Here is a 17,660-nt window from a genome sequence, read left to right on the forward strand (position 1 = left end):
GGTCGACGTGACCGATCGTGCCCACGTTCACGTGCGGCTTCTTGCGCTCGAATTTCTCTTTGGCCATTGCGAACTCTCCCCGATGATCACGCGGGATGCTTGACGATTTCTTGAGACGAACAGACAGGGAACAGGCGGTGGAGCCCATGACCAGATTCGAACTGGTGACCTCGTCCTTACCAAGGACGTGCTCTACCGACTGAGCTACATGGGCCTTGAAACGAAACAGCGACCGATTGGAGCGGGTGATGGGAATCGAACCCACACCATCAGCTTGGAAGGCTGAGGTTCTACCATTGAACTACACCCGCCCTGCCAGAGCTTTTGCGCCCCCGCCGCCACGCTGACTGCAACGGATGGCAACTGGTCAAAACCGGATCAAGACAAATTTGGTGGAGGGGGAAGGATTCGAACCTTCGAAGGCTGAGCCGGCAGATTTACAGTCTGCTCCCTTTGACCGCTCGGGAACCCCTCCAAAACAGGACGCGCATTCTGCCGTGCACTTCCGGACCCGTCAACACTACTTCCTGCGACTTCTTCCGGATATCTGGTGCTGGCGGTCCGGATCGAACGGACGACCTGCTGTTTACAAGACAGCTGCTCTACCGACTGAGCTACGCCAGCGTGCCCGGCAACGCCACGGGGCGCGCAGTGTAGACGAAGCCGGCGAGCGCCCGCAAACCGCTCAGGCGCCTGCGGAACCGGCCAGCCGCGCCAGCCCGTCGAGCACCAGATCCGGCACGAGCTCGACCGCGAACGGCAGCAGCGGCGCGAGGAAGGCGCCATCGCCACCGGTCAGCAGACAGTGCAGACCCTCGCCCGCCCCGGCTCCGGCGCTCTGGACGCTGCCGGTGATGCCGCCGACGACGGCATGCCGCACGCCGGCGGCCACACAGGCGGCCGTGTCGCGACCGAGACCTGAGGGCGTGGCCGGCACCGGCCCGGCGGGGATGCGGCGGGTGTTGCCGTACAGCGCGGTACGCATCAGCTGCAGGCCGGGCAGGATCGTGCCGCCCAGATGCCGGCCGTCCGCGGCGAGCGCATCGACGGTCACGGCCGTGCCGGCATCGATCACGCAGCAGGCCCGCCGTGTGCGTGCGCGCGCACCGATCATGGCCAGCCAGCGGTCGACCCCCATGCGCGCCGGCTCGGCATAGGCACTGACGATGCCGCCGGCCGCGGCCGTCGCCTGCACGAAGGTCGGCGACAGGCTCCAGCGTGCCCGCAGCGCAGCATCCAGCGCGGCGTCGAAGTGGCTGCCGGCGACGCTGCCGCACCAGATCGCCGAAGGCCGTGCGAGCGCGTCCGGGAGTTCGGCAAGGGCCTCGGCCAGCGGGCGGTCGCGATGCACGAGGCAGCCGGCGATCCGCGGCCCGTCTTCGGCATCGAGGCGCCACTTCAGCCGGGTGTTGCCGGCATCGATCAGCAGCCGGGCCGTCATGCCGGCCTCAGGCTCAGTTCGCCGATCGCGAAGCTGCGCCGGCCGCTGGCGGTATCGAGCTGCAGTTCGCCGTCGGCCGCGATGCCGCGTGCGATGCCCTCGACGACGTGACCCGGCCACAGCAGCCGCACCGGCCGGCCGGCGACCGCGTCCCAGCGCTGCCAGTCGGACTGGAAGCTGTCGAGCCCCGACTCGCCGAAGGCCGTGCAGGCGATGGCAATCTCGGACAGCAGCAGCGCCGCGAGCCGGTTGCGGGAGACATGCGTGCGCCCGAGCACTGTCGCCAGGTCGATCCACGGCTGGTCGATCGTGCCGCCGGCGGACTCCGGCATCGCGACGTTCACGCCGACACCGATGATGACGTGGCTGCAGCCTTCGCTCTCGCCGCCGAATTCGAGCAGCACGCCGCCGAGCTTGCGGGCGTCCCACAGCAGGTCATTCGGCCACTTGAGGCCGTGGCCGCCGACGCCGAAGCGTTCGAGCGAACGCGCCAGTGCCACGCCGATCGCGAGCGACAGCCCGGCGAGCGCGGCGGGCGGCAGCGCGAAGCGCCACAGCACCGACAGGTACAGGTTGGCTGCGTACGGCGAGATCCACTGCCGGCCGAGCCGGCCGCGGCCGGCGCGCTGGCTTTCGGCCAGACAGACCGCGCCCGCCGGCAGGCCGCTGCGCGCCAGCTGCGCGAGCCGGGTGTTGGTCGAATCGGTTTCGGCGAGCACTTCGAGCGGCCCGAGGCGGGCCGCGGCGGTCTCGTCGAGCCGGGCCTGGATCAGCCCGGCGTCGAGCAGTTCGAGCGGACGGGCCAGCCGGTAGCCGCGCCCGCGCACGGCCTGGATGTCGAGGCCGCGCGCCTGCCAGCCGCGCACGAGCTTCCAGACCGCCGCCCGGCTGATGCCGAGTTCGGCTGCCAGCACCTCGCCGGAACGGAAGCCGCCATCGGCGAGGCGCTCCAGCAGCTGCGCGGCGCGTGCCGGCACGACCGGCCTGCCGTCAGAGGATGACCGAGAAGAAGCTCAGCCAGGACAGGATGATCAGGGCAATGATGATCACCAGGGAAAAGTTCTCGAACGTGAACATGGACATGACTCCTTGGGCGGTGAGGGTCGGATGATACTTCAGGCATCGCCGTCACGCGCAGCGGACGGCCGGGAAGCTTCCGGGGAAGCGGAAGGTCTGGAGGGTCCGGAAGGTTTGTCGGCGGACGGCTCGGGACGCGGGATCATCGGGTCGTCGTCGTCCATCAGGATGCGGTGCGCCGGACCTTCGAGGTCATCGAACTGGCCGGACTTCACCGACCAGACGAAGGCCCACACCGCGACCAGCATGATTGCGATCGCGAGCGGGATCAGCAGGTACAGGATTTCCATGCTGGCGCTCCCTCAGGCCCGGCGGCGCGCGCGCAGGCGCAGCGCATTGACGACGACGAGCAGCGAACTCGCCGACATGCCGATCGCCGACAGCCAGGGGGCGATCCAGCCGGCGGCGGCGGCCGGCACGGCCAGCACGTTGTAGCCGATCGACCAGGCGAGGTTCTGGCGGATGATCGCCAGCGTGCGCCGTGCGGTGGTGACGCCGTCGACGAGATGTCCGAGCCCCGAGGACAGCAGGATCATGTCGGCCGAGGCATGCGCGAGCTGCGTGCCCGAACCCATCGCAATCGAGACGCTGGCCGCCGCGAGCACCGGCGCATCGTTGATGCCGTCGCCGACCATCGCCACCACCGCCCCGCCCTGCTGCAGTGCCTCGATGCGCGCGAGCTTGTCCGCCGGCAGCAGCCCGCCTTCGGCGTGGGCGATGCCGGCCTCGGCGGCGATGGCCGCAACCGCCGCCGGCCGGTCGCCGGACAGCAGCCAGACTTCGAGCCCGGCAGCCCGCAGCCGCCCGACCGTCTCGGGGGCATCCGGACGCAGGCGGTCGGCGAAGCGCAGCCACGCGAGGGTTCCTTCGGCATCGGCGAGCACGACCCAGGTCGAGGCTTCGGCATCGCTTGCCTGCGGCGGCTCGGCTGCGGCAGCCGGCTTGCCGATCCGGTAGACGCGGCCGTCGATCGTGCCCTCGACGCCGTGGCCCGGGGTGTTGCGAAGATCGAGCGCGCGCCGCGTGCCGCGCGCGGCATCGACGATCGCCTGCCCGACCGGGTGTTCGGAGCCGCATTCGAGCGCTGCCGCGAGTTCGAGCGCCTCATCGGCCGTGAGCCCCGCGCGCACCGCCACGGTATCGACCAGGCGCAGCCGGCCGATGGTCAGCGTGCCGGTCTTGTCGAACACCACGTGCGTCGCGCGTGCCAGGGTTTCGAGCGCGTGGCCGCGCGTGGTCAGCAGGCCGATGCGCGTCAGCGCGCCGGTCGCGGCGGTGATCGCGGCCGGTGTCGCCAGACCGAGCGCGCACGGACAGGTCACGACCAGGATCGCGAGCACGATCGGGAAGGCGCGCGCCGGTTCGTGCTGCCACCACCAGGCCCAGACCAGCAACGACACCAGCAGCAGCACGGCGACGAAGTGCCCGGCGATGCGGTCGGCAAGCGCGGCGATGCGCGGCTTCTCGCTCTGCGCGCGATCGAGCAGGCGCACGATCGACGACAGCACGCTGTCGGCCCCGACGCGCTCGACGCGCACGCGCAGCGGGCTTTCGACGTTGACCGAGCCGCCGATCACGGCATCGCCGACCGTGCGGGCCTGCGGCAGGCTCTCGCCGGTCAGCAGCGATTCATCGACGCTGCTCGCCCCGTCGAGCACGCTGCCATCGGCCGGAATCGTCTCGCCGGGCCGCACGCGCACCTCGTCGCCGGCTGCGAGTTCGGCCACCGGCACGACCTCGTCGCCTCCGGGACCGATGCGGGTCGCGGTCGCCGGCAGGATGCGGGTGAGTTCCTCGGACACCTGCGCGGCGCGGTGGCGGGCGCCCATTTCCAGGAAGCGCGCGCTGAGCAGGAAGAAGATGAACATCGTCACCGAGTCGTAATAGACCTCGCCGCCGCCGAAGATCGTGTACCAGACGCTGGCGATGGTCGCGAGCACGACGGCGAGCACGATCGGCACGTCCATGCCGAGGCGGCGGTTGCGCAGATCGCGCAGCGCGGCGCTGAAGAACGGCGCACCGGCATAGGCGACGGTCGGCAGCGCGATCACGAGACTGATCCAGCGGAAGAAATGCCGCCATTCCTCGTCCATGCCGTACCAGCTGCCGGCGTACATGCCGACGGCGAGCATCATGACCTGCATCGAGCCGAGCGCGGCGACCGCGACCCGGCGCAGCGCCTTCGAGCGCTCGCGCTTGAGCAGCGCCTCCTGCCGGCCCGGATCGAACGGATGCGCGACGTAGCCGATCGCGGCGATCGCCTTCAGGACCGTGCTCAGCTGCACGCGGGCATCGTCCCAGCGCAGGTGCGCGCGGTGGGTCGAGTAGTTGACGCGGAATTCCAGCACGCCCGGAATCGCGCCGACGTGGCGTTCGTTGAGCCAGACGCAGGCCGCACAGACGATGCCTTCGAGGATCAGCGAGGCCTCGCGCACCGTGCCGCCGGCCTCGGCGCGCACGAAGCTCTGCTGCAGGTCGGTGCGGTCGTAGAGCTCCATGCCGCGCAGCTGCTCGGGCACGAGATCCTCGGCCCGGCGCGAGATCGTCGTGCGGTGGCGGTAGTAGTCGGTCAGCCCGGCCGCGACGATCGCCTGCGCGACCGCCTCGCAGCCGTGGCAGCAGAGCCGCCGCCCGGCGCCGTCGACGACGACGTGGAAGCGCGTTTCCGGCGGCACCGGCAGGCCGCAGTGGAAGCAGTCGCCGGCGCCGGCATCGCTGACGGCAGTCAGGCTGGCCTCGGGGGCGTTCATGAACCGTCTCCGCCGGCGCGCACGCGCGTGCTGGCGCGCACCTCGTGCAGGTCCTCGCCCTTGCGGATTTCCAGCACCAGATTCCAGGTGCCGGGGGCCGGCAGCGTCACGGCGGCGCGATAGACGCCGGCATCGACCTCGTCCATCTCGAAGTCGAGATCGAGCCGGCTGTCGGCCGGGCGCAGGAACTCGCCGCGCACGAGCGCCCCGCGCAGCGGCCGGCCGTCGCGGTCGGTGACGGCGATCTGCAGCCGCGCCGCCTCGCCGGCGTGCGGGTCCGAGACCCAGCCCTTCTGCACCTGCCAGCCGCGTGCGCGCTGGCGCTCGACCTGTTCGAGGTAGCGGTTGTACAGCTCTTCCTTCTTCTGGAAGTCGTGCGACATGACGCCGGGGAAGCCGGAGTTGACCACGCGCGCGTCCTCGGCGGTCGGCGGCAGCAGCAGCCGCGCCAGCGGCGAGGACAGGCCGCGTTCGGCCAGCGTCACGAACACCGAGTCGGCCGCGACCAGCAGCACGAAGAAGCCGACGATCACGCTCGGACCGAGCGGGAAGCGCGCCGTGCCGGCGAGTGCCGGGCGCGCGCCGCCGACCAGCGCGAAGATCGCGGACACGACCAGATAGATCGCGACGTGGATCGCGAACAGGTCGCCCCCGGGCCAGTCGAGGATCGCCCAGGGCACGTAGATGCCGAGCGTCGCGAGGGCGACGACGGCGCCGGCGAGGTGCGGACCGAGGCGGGTGAAGCGCCCGAGCAGCCAGTTGGCCAGCGCGATCAGCGCCGCACCGCCGATCAGCGAGGACAGCAGATCAGTCATGTCACGATTCCTGCCGGTGTGCTCGTCGCCACCGGCCCCGGGCCGCGTGCCGGCGCACCGGCGTCACTGGCCCGCATAGAAGGCCGCCGGGCGGCGGATCGGTTCGGTTCCGAGCCCCGACAGCGGCGTGATGACGAACTCGAAGCTCTGGCGCTCCCGGCCGGCGACCGGCATGGCGCGCACCTTCGCCGGCAGGCGCAGGCGCTGTTCGGCACCGAGTTCGATGGTTTCGAGCCCCTCCATGTCGAGCTCGGCTCCGGGCAGGCCCTCGATCGCGATGCGCAGGCGCCCGGGCTGCGCGACCTTGCTGTTGAGCTTGATCTCGTAGCTGTTCTGCACGCGGCCATCGGAGAGCTGCACCGACAGCGGCTGGCGGATCTGCTCGACCACGGCATCGAGGGCGGCGCGGTTGGCGATGCTCCAGCCGAGCATCGCGATCGTCAGCATCAGCACCAGCGCGTAGCCGATGTTCTTCGGCTTCAGCAGCCGGGTCGGGCGGTCGTTGAGCGAGTTGTCGGAGGTGTACTTGATCAGCCCGCGCGGCCATTCGAGCTTGTCCATGACCGTGTCGCAGGCATCGACGCACAGCGCGCAGGAAATGCACTGGTACTGCAGGCCGCGGCGGATGTCGATGCCGACCGGGCAGACCTGCACGCAGTAGCCGCAGTCGACGCAGTCGCCGACGCCGGCGGCCATGCGCTCGTCCCGGGTCTTGAGATCGCGCCCCAGCTTGGCGCGACCGGCCGTGCGCTCGCCGCGGCGCGGGTCGTAGGAGATGATCAGCGTGTCGCGATCGAACATCGCGCTCTGGAAGCGCGCGTACGGACACATGTAGGTGCAGACCTGCTCGCGCGCGAGCCCGGCCATCACGAAGGTGGTCGCGGTCAGGAAGCCGGTGGTCGCATAGGCCGCAAACGGCGCGGCCCCGGTCAGGAACTCACCGACCAGCGTCGGCGCATCGGCCCAGTACAGCGTGAAGGTCAGGCCGGTCAGGAAGGCCACGCCCAGCCAGGACGCCCAGGTCAGCAGCATCTTGCGGCGCTTCTCGGCATCCCAGGGCTGCTTCGCCAGCCGCAGGCGCGCCGGGCGTTCGCCCTGGATCGCCTGCTCGATCATGATGAACACATCGGTCCAGAGCGTCTGGAAGCAGAAGTAGCCGCACCAGACGCGCCCGGCCAGACCGGTCACGAAGAACAGCAGCGTCGCGGCGATCACCAGCAGGCCGGCGAGCCAGAAGATGTCCTGCGCCTGCACGACCAGATCGAACAGGTAGAAGCGCCGGCCCGGCAGGTCGAACAGCACCGCCTGGTTGACGCCGGTCGGCCGCGACCAGCGCAGCCACGGCAGCAGGAAGTAGACACCGTAGGCGAGCAGCACGACGCCGGTCTTGAGCTTGCGGAACCGCCCTTCGACGGAGCGGGGATGGATCGCCAGACGCTTCTGGTAGAGCTGTGCTTCTTCGGCCATGGACTTTCCGGGTGGTCGTAACGGCACGGCGACCGCAGCGCAGGCACTGCGGTCGCCGCCGGAGGTGGGACGGAGCCGTCAAGCATCGCCGCCGGGCGGCGCCAGGGCACTGACGGTTCGCACTCGTCCGCTGCCGGAACCCGTCCGGCTTGCTTACTGGCCGCCGCCGAGCTGATGCACGTAGACGGCCATCAGCTTGATCTCGGCGGCACTGAGGCGCTCGCCCCAGGCCGGCATCTTGCGCACGTTCTGCACGCCGCTGCCGATCACCGCCCTGACCGCCGCGAGCTTGTCGGCGGGGCTCTGGGCAGCCGGGACGTTGGCGATCGTCCAGATCTTGTCGGTCAGGTTCGCCGCACCCATCGACTTGATGCCCTTGCCGTCGTCGCCGTGGCACATGTAGCAGCCGCCGGTGGCGCCGGTGAAGATCTTCTGGCCGCGGGCGCTGGCCTCGCTGGACGGCACGACGCCGGACAGCGACAGCACGTAGTTCGCGACATCGTCGATCTGCGTGGCGTTCAGCACGCTGCCGAAGGCCGGCATGTAGCCGTTGCGGCCGTGCTTGAGCGTCGTCTCGATGGCCTGGTAGCTGCCGCCCCACAGCCAGTCGTCGTCGACGAGGTTCGGGAACAGCCCGACCACGCCCTGACCGCCGCGGCCATGGCAGGCCGAGCAGTTGGTCTCGAACAGGCGCTTGCCGGCCTGGTTCACGAACGCGACCATCTGCGGGTCCTTGGCGATCGCCGCGTAATCGGTCTGCGCGATCTTGTCGAGGTACTGGCGCTGGCGCTTGGCATCCGAGCCGCTGTCGAGGTCTTCGAGCAGGGCGCTGCGCGTGTTCCAGCGCATCGTGTGCGACTGGCCGCCCTCGGTGTAGGTCGCGGTCGTGAAGCCCTTGGTCCAGGTCTTGCCGAAGGGCCAGGCCGGATACGCGAACCAGTAGAACACCGCAAAGACCACGGTCGCGTAGAACGACCACAGCCACCAGCGCGGCAGCGGATTGTTGAACTCCTGCAGGTCACCGTCCCAGGCGTGACCGGTGGTCTGCACCGCCCCGGGCGTGCTCGTTGTCGTCGTCGTGTCACTCATCGTTCGTCACCGTCCGTCGCCTTGTGCGCGGGCGCGTCATGCCGGTCAGCCGGCTCGTCGTCCTGAAACGGAATGTGCTTGTACGACTCCAGCCGGCGGCCGCGGCGGCGGCTGCCGAAGACGTAGATCACGATTCCGCAGAAGGTCCCGAAGAACAGCAGCAGCGAGAAGATCTTGCTGTTGTCGAGACGGGTGAACCAGGACAGCCAGTCGAACACGTCGCGCCTACCGAATCATCCGGGCCCGCCCCGTCGCCGGGGCGCGGCCCGTTCGCCGAATCACCGAATGCTCAGCGGAAGTTCGCGAAGTAGCCTTCGTCGTACTTGCTGAAGTCGACCATCGTGCCGAGCACCTGCAGGTAGGCGACCAGCGCCTCCATCTCGGTGACGCGGTCCGGCAGGCCGTCGTAGTTGAAGGTGCGCGCCTGCTTCATCAGGTTGTCCTTGGCCTGGCTGATGTCGAGCTGGTCGGCCACCACCTTGCCGAAGTCCTTGACGTTCTTTTCGTACTCGGCCTGCGTCAGCGAGTAGGGCACGCCGGTGTAGCGCAGCGCCTTCATGCGATCGGCGACATCGGTGTAGTCGAGCTCGGTATCGAGCAGCCACGGGTAGTTCGGCATGATCGACTCGGGCACGACCGAGGTCGGCTTGACCAGATGCTGCACGTGCCACTGGTTCGAGAACTTGTTGCCGACGCGCGCCAGATCCGGACCGGTGCGCTTCGAGCCCCACTGGAACGGGTGGTCGTACTTGCTCTCGGCGGCCAGCGAGTAGTGGCCGTAGCGCAGCCACTCGTCACGGAACGGCCGGATCATCTGCGAGTGGCACAGGAAGCAGCCCTCGCGCACGTAGATGTCGCGACCGCGCAGTTCGAGCGGCGTGTACGGGCGCACGCCGTCGACCTTCTCGACGGTGTCGTTGATGAAGTACAGGGGCACGATCTCGACCAGACCGCCGATGCTGATGACGGCCAGCACCAGCGCGATCATCAGGCCGGAGTTGACCTCAATATGCTCGTGTCTCATGTCGCTTGGACTCCAGTCGGATCAGGTGCGGGCCAGCTTGGCCGCGAGCTTGGCTTCGAGCTTGCTGCGCTCGCGACGCGCATCGAGCGCGGTCATCACGAGGTTGTAAGCCATCAGCAGGATGCCGGCGACGAAGAACGCACCGCCGATGGCGCGCCACACGTAGGGCTTGTGCAGGAACTCGACGGTCTCGATGAAGCTGTAGGCGAGGTTGCCGTAGTCATCGAAGCCACGCAGCATCAGGCCCTGGCCGATGCCGGCGACCCACATCGAGGTGATGTACAGCACGATGCCGACCGTCGCGAGCCAGAAGTGCACGTAGATCAGCTTGGTGCTGTGGATGCGCGTGTCGTACAGGCGCGGGAACAGGTGGTAGAACGAACCGAAGCTGACCAGCGCCACCCAGCCGAGCGCACCGGAGTGCACGTGGCCGATGGTCCAGTCGGTGTAGTGCGACAGCGCGTTGACGCTCTTCAGCGACATCAGCGGACCTTCGAAGGTCGACATGCCGTAGAAGGACATCGAGGTGATCAGGAACAGCATGATCGGGTCGGAGCGCAGTTTGTCCCAGGCTCCCGACAGCGTCATGATGCCGTTGATCATGCCGCCCCAGGACGGCAGCAGCAGCAGCACCGAGAAGGTCGCCGACAGCGTCGAGACCCAGTCCGGCAGCGCGGTCCAGTGCAGGTGGTGCGCACCGACCCACATGTACAGGAAGATCAGCGCCCAGAAGTGGATGATCGACAGCCGGTACGAGTACACCGGCCGGCCGGCCTGCTTCGGCACGAAGTAGTACATCATTCCGAGGAAGGCCGCGGTCAGGAAGAAGCCGACCGCGTTGTGGCCGTACCACCACTGCGTCATCGCGTCCTGCACGCCGGCGTACATCGAGTACGACTTGGTCAGCGACACCGGCACCGAGATGTTGTTGAAGATGTGCAGGATCGCCGTCGCGAGGATGAAGGCGAGATAGAACCAGTTCGCGACATAGATGTGCGGCTGCGAGCGGCGCACGATCACGGACACGAAGTTGTAGAAGTACACGACCCAGACGGCGACGATCGCCAGGTCCAGCGGCCACTCGAACTCGGCGTACTCCTTGCCCTGCGAGAAGCCGGCCATGTAGCTCAGCACGCCGAGCAGCACGCCCGCGTTCCAGCCGTAGAACGTGAAGTCCGCCAGCACGTTGCTCGGCAGGCGCGCCTGACAGGTACGCTGCACGACGTAGTACGAGGTGGCGAACAGCGCACAGCCGCCGAAGCCGAAGATCACGAGCGTCGTGTGCACCGGACGCAGGCGACCGAAGGTGATCTGCGGGATGTCGAAGTTCAGGAAGGGCCAGGCCAGCTCGCTGGCGGCGTAGAGGCCGGCACTCATGCCGAGCACACCCCACACCATGGCCATGATCGTGAACTTGCGCACGATGTCGTAGTTGTACTGCTCGGCGGGCGCCGCTGCGCTATGGGCCATATCCCGATACTCCCGATGCTGCAGGCTGGACAGAAAACGAACGGGCCCTGCCGGGTGCGGTGCTCCGGCAGGGCTCTCGCCGCGGGGTCTTGAGCGGCCCGGCATGTTACTTGAGGTTAATCAATTCCCTCAATCGCAGTTTGGTCTCCGTGACGCATTTGCCCCGCGATGCGAAATGCCGCCGCCGGGCATGTTCACGTCCATACCCTCAAAGCGGAAACCCCCGCTTCCGGGGCCCGGAAGCGGGGGTGGCGGCACGGTGCGGCGTGCTCAGATCACCAGCCGCTGCACCTGCTTCAGGATCGTGAACAGGTAGTGATCGACCATCAGCACCGCGAACAGCGCGAACAGGTAGACGATCGAGTACAGGAACACCGGCAGTGCGTGCCGGTCCTCGCGGCTCAGGTACAGCCGCGCGGCGAGCCACAGGAAGCGCGCGCCGAGCCCGAGCGCGCCGGCGAGGTACAGCGGCCCGGCGACACCGGTCAGCCACGGCAGCAGCGTCACCAGCACCAGCACGACCGTGTACAGCAGCACCTGCAGGCGCGTGTACTCGACCCCGTGCGTGACCGGCAGCATCGGCACTTCGGCGCGCGCGTAGTCCTCGCGCCGGTGGATCGCCAGCGCCCAGAAGTGCGGCGGCGTCCACACGAACACGATCAGGAACAGCAGCAGCGCCCCGCCGTCGACCTGCCCGCTCACCGCCGTCCAGCCGAGCAGCGGCGGCGCGGCGCCGGCCGCGCCGCCGATGACGATGTTCTGCGGCGTCGCGCGCTTGAGGAACATCGTGTAGACGACCGCGTAGCCGAGCAGCGACGCGAAGGTCAGCCACGCGGTCAGCGTGTTGGTCGCCGCAAGCAGCAGCGCGAAGCCGGCCGCGCCGAGCAGGCTCGCGAAGGCGAGCGCCTGACGGCCGTCGAGATGCCCGGTCGGCAGCGGCCGGCGGCGCGTGCGCGCCATGATCGCGTCGATGCGCCGGTCGACGACGTGGTTGACCGCCGCCGCCGCGCCGGCCATCGCCGCGATGCCGGCCGAGCCGAACACCAGCACCGGCCACGGCACCATGTCCGGGGTCGCGAGGAACATGCCGACCATGGCCGTGAACGTGATCAGCGCGACGACGCGCGGCTTGGTCAGCTCGTAGTAATCGCGCCAGCCGGCACCGGCGCCGGGCACCAGCAGCCGGGACGAAGGGGATGCGCTCATGCGGGCAGTCTCCGCGGATGCAGCAGGTGGTTCAGGCCGAGCACGACCAGCAGCAGTACGGCCGCCCCGGCGTTGTGGGCGACCGCGACCGGCAGCGGCAGCGACAGCAGCACGTTGCCGAAGCCGAGCAGCAACTGCGCCACGAGCGCGGCGAACAGCAGCCAGCCGCCACGGCGCAGGCCGGCATCGAGGCTTCGCGCCAGCCGCCACGCCAGCGCGCCGAGCACGGCGAGTGCGAGCAGCGCGCCGACGCGGTGCATGACGTGGATGGTCATGCGCGCCTCGTTGTCGAGCACGCCGCCCTCGTAGTTGATGCCGAGTCCGCGCCACGGCAGGTAGGCATCGGCGAAATCGGTCGGCGGCCACCAGCGGCCCTGACAGGTCGGCAGGTCCGGGCAGGCGAGCGCCGCATAGTTGGTGCTGGTCCAGCCGCCGAGCGCGATCTGCACGATCAGCACCACGAGCGCCAGCAGCGCCCAGCCGCCGAGCCGGCGGCGTTCGGCTTCGACCGGACGCGGCTGCCAGCCGGACTGGCGCAGCGCCAGCCAGAACAGCAGCCCGAGCGTCGCCAGCCCGCCGAGCAGGTGTCCGAGCACGATCAGCGGCTTCAGCAGCAGTGTCACGGTCCACATGCCGAGCAGCGCCTGGAACAGCACCAGGGCGACCAGCGCCAGCGGCAGGGCCAGCATCTGCCCCGGCTCATGCCGCCGGCGCCAGGCACTCACGGCGAGCGCGAGGATCAGCAGCCCGAGCGTGCCGGCCGCATAGCGGTGGATCATCTCCTTCCAGGCCTTCTCCGGCTCGACCGGGCGGTCCGGCCACGCGGCGTTGGCGGCCTCGATGTGCCGGACCGATTCCGGTACATCGAGGTGGCCGTAGCAGCCCGGCCAGTCCGGACAGCCGAGGCCGGCGTGCGACAGGCGCACATATGCACCGAGCACGACCACGCACAGCGCCAGCACGCAGGCCGCGATGGCCAGCTGCGAAAACGCCAGCCGCCGGCCCGGCACGGCAGGCGCTGCGGCGGAGGTCAGGGAAACTGCGGGCGACAGGGTCTGCATGGGAATCAGCCGATCTGCGAGAGCTTCAACAAGCGGGTCAGGTCCTTCAGCATGCCGCCGGCCTCGCCGTCGGCGGCGTAGCGCAACACCAGATTGCCGTGCGGATCGACGAGGTAGATCCAGCCGCCGGGACGCCCGTCCGTGCGCCAGCCCCCGGTGAATTCCGTGCGGGCCTCAGTCGTGGCCGCGCCGGCTGCAAGCCCCGGATGCTCGCGCGCCAGCCACTGGCGGCTCGCGTCATCGGGCATCGAGGCGAACAGCACCAGGCGCTGCACGCGGTCGATGTCGCGGCCGATGGCGAGGCGCACCTGACGCAGCCGCCACAGCGCATCGCGACAGAGCGCCGGGCAGTCGCTGCCGGAGGCCACATACACCAGCGTCCAGCGCCCGTGCAGGAAGTCCGGCGCGAGCGGCGTGTCGTCGGTGGCGAGCGCCGACAGCGGTGACAGCGCGCGCACCGGGTTCAGCAGTTCGCCGTGCTCGGCGCTGCCGGCCGGGCGCCACTGGCCGAACAGGCCGATCGCCACCGCCAGCGGCAAGGCGAACAGCGCGATGATCAGCAGCAGTTGCAGACGCGCGCGACGCACACTCGCGGGGCGAAGCTGCAGCAGGGTCAATTCCGGATTCATGCGGACGGACTCGTTCGGGCCTCGGGAAGGGAATCGCGCCGGCGCTGCCGGCGGCTCAGGACGATCCAGGTACAGACGACGGTCACCGCCAGCGCGAACCACTGCAGCGCATAGCCGCGGTGGCGCTCGGGGCCGAACTCGCCGGGGTCCGGATGCCAGTCGCGGACGAAGCCGCCCGGCAGCCCGGCATCGAGCAGCAGCACGGCTCCGAGCACGCCGTGCCCGAGCGCGTGCGCCGCGGCGGGGGCATCGAGCCAGACCACCGGCTGCGGCCACGGCCCGGCCACTTCGATCGTGCCGAGGCGCAGGCCCGGATTGGCCGGCTGCGCGAGCAGGCCGCGGATCGTCTGCACGCCGGCCGGTGGAGCGTCGGGGGTCTTCGGGCGGGCCTGCGGACTCTCGTACCAGCCGCGGTTGACCAGCAGCCAGTCACCGCCGCCGGCCGGCACGAAGGGCGTGTAGGCCTCGATGCCGACGCGACCGTCGCGCATGCGGTTCAGCAGCAGGAACTCGTGCCCGGCGCGGTATTCGCCGCGCAGTTCGACGCGCCGGTAACGGCTGCCGGCCGCGGCCGGATCGAGCGTGGCCAGATCGACGGCCGGGCGGTGCGAACGCGCGTCCCAGTCAGCAAGCCACGCGCTCTTCTCGTCGGCCCGGCGCAGCTGCCAGCAGCCGAGCGACACGAAGACCGCAGCGACGGCGCAGGTCAGCAGCAGCCAGCCGAGGCGGCGCAGCGGCATCAGCGTGGCTCCTGCCGGGTGCGGCCGGCGCGTAGACTCGGGCGCAAGCACCTGCGGAGTCCCTTCATGTCCATCGTGCTGTTCCGCGTTCTCGTCATCGCCGCGCTGCTCGCGATCGTCGCGAGCCTCGGCTCCGGGCTGTTCTTTCTGGTGCGCGAGCGCGAGCGCAGCGAGCGGCTGGTGCGCGCGCTGACCGTGCGCATCGCGCTGTCGATCGGCCTGTTCGTGCTGCTGCTGCTCGCCTGGGCCGCCGGTCTGGTCCAGCCGCACGGCGTGCACTGATGACGGACGGGCACCGGCTCAGAACCAGTACACGAACACGAACAGTCCGAGCCAGACCACGTCGACGAAGTGCCAGTACCAGGCCGCGGCCTCGAACGCGAAGTGGTGCTCGGGCGTGAAGTGCCCGGCCAGCGAGCGCAGCAGCATGACCGTCAGCATGATCGCGCCGATGGTCACGTGCGCCCCGTGGAAGCCGGTCAGCATGAAGAAGGTCGAGCCGTAGATGCCGCTGCCGAGCGTCAGGTTCATGTGCTGGTAGGCATGGCTGTACTCGACCGCCTGCAGCGCGACGAACAGGAAGCCGAGTCCGACGGTCGCGGCGAGCCCGAGGCAGAGCTGGCGGCGGTTGCCCTTCAGCAGTCCCCAGTGCGCCCAGGTCACGGTCGCGCCGCTCGACAGCAGGATCAGCGTGTTCAGCGCCGGCAGGCCCCACGGCCCCATGACCTCGAAGGTGCCGCCGACGCGGCCCGGGCCGTTGGTCGGCCAGCGCTCCTCGAAGGTCGGCCACAGCAGTTCGTGCGTCATCGGCTTGGAAGCGGACGTGCCGTCGAGCCACGGCAGCGCGTAGTCACGCGCGTAGAACAGCGCGCCGAAAAAGGCCGCGAAGAACATGACTTCCGAGAAGATGAACCAGCTCATGCCCCAGCGGAACGAGCGGTCCATCTGCGGGCTGTAGAGGCCGGCCTGGCTCTCGCGGATGACGTTGTTGAACCAGCCGATCATCATCACGATCAGCACCGCCAGCCCGCAGTACAGCAGCGTCGGCGCGTGGCCGTTCAGCAGGTTGGCGCCGCCCATCATCGTGACGAACAGGCCGACCGAACCGATGATCGGCCAGGGGCTGCTGTGCGGCACGTAATAGCTGCCGGCGGATGGCGCGTCGTGCGTCGTCGTGCTCATGGATCGCCCTCGGGGATGTTGCGCTTCAGCCGCCCTGCCCGGGCAGCCGGAAGAAGGTGTAGGACAGCGTCACGGTGCCGACCTCGGCCGGCAGCTGCGGATCGATGCGGAAGGTCACCGGCATCTCGCGCCCCTCGCCGGGCGCGAAACGCTGCTGGTTGAAGCAGAAGCATTCGATCTTGTGGAAATGCAGCGAGGCCAGCCCCGGCGCGACACTCGGCACGGCCTGGCCGGCCAGCGGCGTTTCACTGCGGTTTCGCGCGTAGAAGTGCGTCGTGTAGAAGCGCCCCGGATGCACCTCGATGCGCGTGACATCCGGGCGGAACTCCCACGGCGCCTCGTCGTTGACGCTGGCGATGAACTCGACGATCACCGTGCGCGCCTCATCGACCGGCATCGGCGCGGCATCGGCAACCGCCGCACGCGTCTTGCCGTTGAGGCCGGTGACCTGACAGAGCACGTCGTACAGCGGCACCAGCGCGAAGCCGAAGCCGAACATCGCCACGACGACGAGCAGCGTGCGCCGGATCGAGCGCTGCACGCCGGCGGCCGCGGCCGGGACCGGCGGGCTCATGCGCGCTGGGCCGCCAGCCAGATGAAGCCGGCGTAGAACGCCACGGCGATCACGACCAGCGTGATGACGGTGCGCCGCACGGCGCGGCGGCGCGGCTGCGGATCGGGCAGGCCGGGGTTCATCGCGGCCTCCATCAGCTGTGCGCCTCCGCCTCGGTGATCTGCGGCGGCGTCTGGAAGGTGTGGTGCGGCGCCGGCGACGGCACCGTCCATTCCAGCCCGTGCGCACCCTCCCAGGGCTTGGCCGGTGCCGGCTCGCCGCCGCGCACGCACTTGATCACGACCCACAGGAAGATCAGCTGCGAGAAGCCGAAGATGAACGCGCCGATCGACGAGATCATGTTGAACTCGGCGAACTGCAGCGCGTAGTCGGGGATGCGCCGCGGCATGCCGGCGAGTCCGAGGAAGTGCTGCGGGAAGAACAGGATGTTGACGCCGATCGCCGAGCACCAGAAATGCAGCCGGCCGAGCTTCTCGTCGTACATGTGGCCGGTCCACTTCGGCAGCCAGTAATACGCGGCGGCCATGATCGAGAACACCGCGCCCGGCACCAGCACGTAGTGGAAGTGTGCGACGACGAAGTAGGTGTCCTGATACTGGAAGTCGGCCGGCGCGATCGCGAGCATCAGACCCGAGAAGCCGCCGATCGTGAACAGCACGACGAACGCGATCGCGAACAGCATCGGCGTCTCGAAGGTCATCGAGCCGCGCCACATCGTGCTGATCCAGTTGAACACCTTCACGCCGGTCGGCACCGCGATCAGCATCGTCGCGTACATGAAGAACAGCTCGCCGGCGAGCGGCATGCCGACCGTGAACATGTGGTGGCCCCAGACGATGAAGCTCAGGAACGCGATCGACGCGGTCGCGTAGACCATCGACGCATAGCCGAACAGCGGCTTGCGTGCGAAGGTCGGGATGATCTGCGACACGATCCCGAAGGCCGGCAGGATCATGATGTAGACCTCGGGATGCCCGAAGAACCAGAAGATGTGCTGGAACATCACCGGGTCACCGCCGCCGGCGGCGTTGAAGAAGCTGGTGCCGAAGTACTTGTCGGTCAGCAGCATGGTCACGGCCCCGGCCAGCACCGGCATCACCGCGATCAGCAGGTAGGCGGTGATCAGCCAGGTCCA

At 69.1% G+C, this 17,660-nt stretch carries 19 protein-coding genes and 4 tRNA genes; 1 reads left to right on the plus strand and 22 read right to left on the minus strand.

What is annotated here, in order from left to right; translation table 11 throughout:
- Positions 1-138: 138 nt before the first annotated feature.
- From PKE44_RS04985 to PKE44_RS05070, 18 genes are all read right to left on the minus strand, one after another.
- A tRNA-Thr gene (locus PKE44_RS04985) sits at positions 139-214 on the minus strand.
- A gap of 23 nt (positions 215-237) precedes the next feature.
- Positions 238-311: transfer RNA gene (locus PKE44_RS04990), tRNA-Gly, on the minus strand.
- A gap of 79 nt (positions 312-390) precedes the next feature.
- Positions 391-475, minus strand: a tRNA-Tyr gene (locus PKE44_RS04995).
- 73 nt (positions 476-548) lie between these two features.
- Positions 549-624: transfer RNA gene (locus PKE44_RS05000), tRNA-Thr, on the minus strand.
- Positions 625-685: 61 nt separating this feature from the next.
- Positions 686-1,441: a type III pantothenate kinase gene (locus tag PKE44_RS05005; protein ID WP_324548644.1), complete on the minus strand. Its 756-nt coding sequence runs from the start codon at positions 1,439-1,441 to the stop codon at positions 686-688.
- Positions 1,438-2,418, minus strand: coding sequence for a bifunctional biotin--[acetyl-CoA-carboxylase] ligase/biotin operon repressor BirA (birA, locus tag PKE44_RS05010; RefSeq protein WP_324548646.1), 981 nt, complete (start codon positions 2,416-2,418; stop codon positions 1,438-1,440). Before birA ends, PKE44_RS05005 begins: the two co-directional genes overlap by 4 nt.
- Positions 2,419-2,556: 138 nt before the next feature.
- Positions 2,557-2,808 (minus strand): cbb3-type cytochrome oxidase assembly protein CcoS, encoded by a 252-nt coding sequence (gene ccoS / locus PKE44_RS05015; protein WP_324548647.1) that lies wholly within the window; start codon positions 2,806-2,808, stop codon positions 2,557-2,559.
- Positions 2,809-2,820: 12 nt separating this feature from the next.
- Positions 2,821-5,268 carry a heavy metal translocating P-type ATPase gene (locus PKE44_RS05020; protein WP_324548649.1) on the minus strand — a complete coding sequence of 816 codons (2,448 nt, stop codon included), beginning with the start codon at positions 5,266-5,268 and terminating at the stop codon, positions 2,821-2,823.
- Positions 5,265-6,083 carry a FixH family protein gene (locus PKE44_RS05025; RefSeq protein ID WP_324548651.1) on the minus strand — a complete coding sequence of 273 codons (819 nt, stop codon included), beginning with the start codon at positions 6,081-6,083 and terminating at the stop codon, positions 5,265-5,267. Before PKE44_RS05025 ends, PKE44_RS05020 begins: the two co-directional genes overlap by 4 nt.
- Before the next feature lie 63 nt (positions 6,084-6,146).
- A complete protein-coding gene (gene ccoG / locus PKE44_RS05030) occupies positions 6,147-7,550 on the minus strand; it encodes a cytochrome c oxidase accessory protein CcoG (protein WP_324548653.1) in 1,404 nt (467 codons plus the stop codon).
- 153 nt (positions 7,551-7,703) lie between these two features.
- The gene (gene ccoP / locus PKE44_RS05035; RefSeq protein WP_324548655.1) at positions 7,704-8,639 is read right to left on the minus strand and encodes a cytochrome-c oxidase, cbb3-type subunit III; all 936 of its coding nucleotides are present in this window, start codon (positions 8,637-8,639) and stop codon (positions 7,704-7,706) included.
- Positions 8,636-8,857, minus strand: a complete 222-nt coding sequence (locus tag PKE44_RS05040; RefSeq protein ID WP_324548657.1) for a cbb3-type cytochrome c oxidase subunit 3 — start codon at positions 8,855-8,857, stop codon at positions 8,636-8,638. The genes ccoP and PKE44_RS05040 overlap by 4 nt, the downstream gene beginning before the upstream one ends.
- A gap of 71 nt (positions 8,858-8,928) precedes the next feature.
- Positions 8,929-9,663 carry a cytochrome-c oxidase, cbb3-type subunit II gene (gene ccoO / locus PKE44_RS05045; RefSeq protein ID WP_324548659.1) on the minus strand — a complete coding sequence of 245 codons (735 nt, stop codon included), beginning with the start codon at positions 9,661-9,663 and terminating at the stop codon, positions 8,929-8,931.
- A 21-nt stretch (positions 9,664-9,684) separates the two neighbouring features.
- Positions 9,685-11,133 (minus strand): cytochrome-c oxidase, cbb3-type subunit I, encoded by a 1,449-nt coding sequence (ccoN, locus tag PKE44_RS05050; protein WP_324548661.1) that lies wholly within the window; start codon positions 11,131-11,133, stop codon positions 9,685-9,687.
- 270 nt (positions 11,134-11,403) lie between these two features.
- Complete coding sequence (gene cyoE / locus PKE44_RS05055) at positions 11,404-12,339, minus strand: heme o synthase (RefSeq protein WP_324548663.1); 936 nt, start codon at positions 12,337-12,339, stop codon at positions 11,404-11,406.
- Positions 12,336-13,400: a COX15/CtaA family protein gene (locus tag PKE44_RS05060; protein ID WP_324548666.1), complete on the minus strand. Its 1,065-nt coding sequence runs from the start codon at positions 13,398-13,400 to the stop codon at positions 12,336-12,338. The genes cyoE and PKE44_RS05060 overlap by 4 nt, the downstream gene beginning before the upstream one ends.
- Before the next feature lie 5 nt (positions 13,401-13,405).
- Positions 13,406-14,029 carry a cytochrome oxidase assembly protein gene (locus PKE44_RS05065; protein ID WP_324548668.1) on the minus strand — a complete coding sequence of 208 codons (624 nt, stop codon included), beginning with the start codon at positions 14,027-14,029 and terminating at the stop codon, positions 13,406-13,408.
- Entirely contained in the window at positions 14,026-14,769 is a 744-nt protein-coding gene (locus PKE44_RS05070; RefSeq protein WP_324548670.1) for an SURF1 family protein, read from the minus strand. Before PKE44_RS05070 ends, PKE44_RS05065 begins: the two co-directional genes overlap by 4 nt.
- Before the next feature lie 66 nt (positions 14,770-14,835).
- Here PKE44_RS05070 and PKE44_RS05075 point away from each other — a divergent pair, with 66 nt between their 5' ends.
- Positions 14,836-15,051, plus strand: coding sequence for a twin transmembrane helix small protein (locus PKE44_RS05075; protein ID WP_324548673.1), 216 nt, complete (start codon positions 14,836-14,838; stop codon positions 15,049-15,051).
- Positions 15,052-15,069: 18 nt separating this feature from the next.
- Here the strand turns inward: PKE44_RS05075 and PKE44_RS05080 are convergent, their stop codons facing one another.
- From PKE44_RS05080 to PKE44_RS05095, 4 genes are all read right to left on the minus strand, one after another.
- Complete coding sequence (locus PKE44_RS05080; protein WP_324548675.1) at positions 15,070-15,951, minus strand: cytochrome c oxidase subunit 3; 882 nt, start codon at positions 15,949-15,951, stop codon at positions 15,070-15,072.
- 25 nt (positions 15,952-15,976) lie between these two features.
- Positions 15,977-16,525 (minus strand): cytochrome c oxidase assembly protein, encoded by a 549-nt coding sequence (locus tag PKE44_RS05085; RefSeq protein ID WP_324548677.1) that lies wholly within the window; start codon positions 16,523-16,525, stop codon positions 15,977-15,979.
- Positions 16,522-16,659 (minus strand): hypothetical protein, encoded by a 138-nt coding sequence (locus PKE44_RS05090; RefSeq protein WP_324548679.1) that lies wholly within the window; start codon positions 16,657-16,659, stop codon positions 16,522-16,524. The genes PKE44_RS05085 and PKE44_RS05090 overlap by 4 nt, the downstream gene beginning before the upstream one ends.
- The coding region (locus tag PKE44_RS05095; RefSeq protein WP_324548681.1) for a cbb3-type cytochrome c oxidase subunit I at positions 16,659-17,660 on the minus strand (1,002 nt) is incomplete at its 5' end. The genes PKE44_RS05090 and PKE44_RS05095, both read right to left, overlap by 1 nt.

It is taken from the genome of Plasticicumulans sp. (genome assembly GCF_035331805.1).
In the GTDB taxonomy this organism is placed as follows: Bacteria; Pseudomonadota; Gammaproteobacteria; order Competibacterales; family Competibacteraceae; genus Plasticicumulans.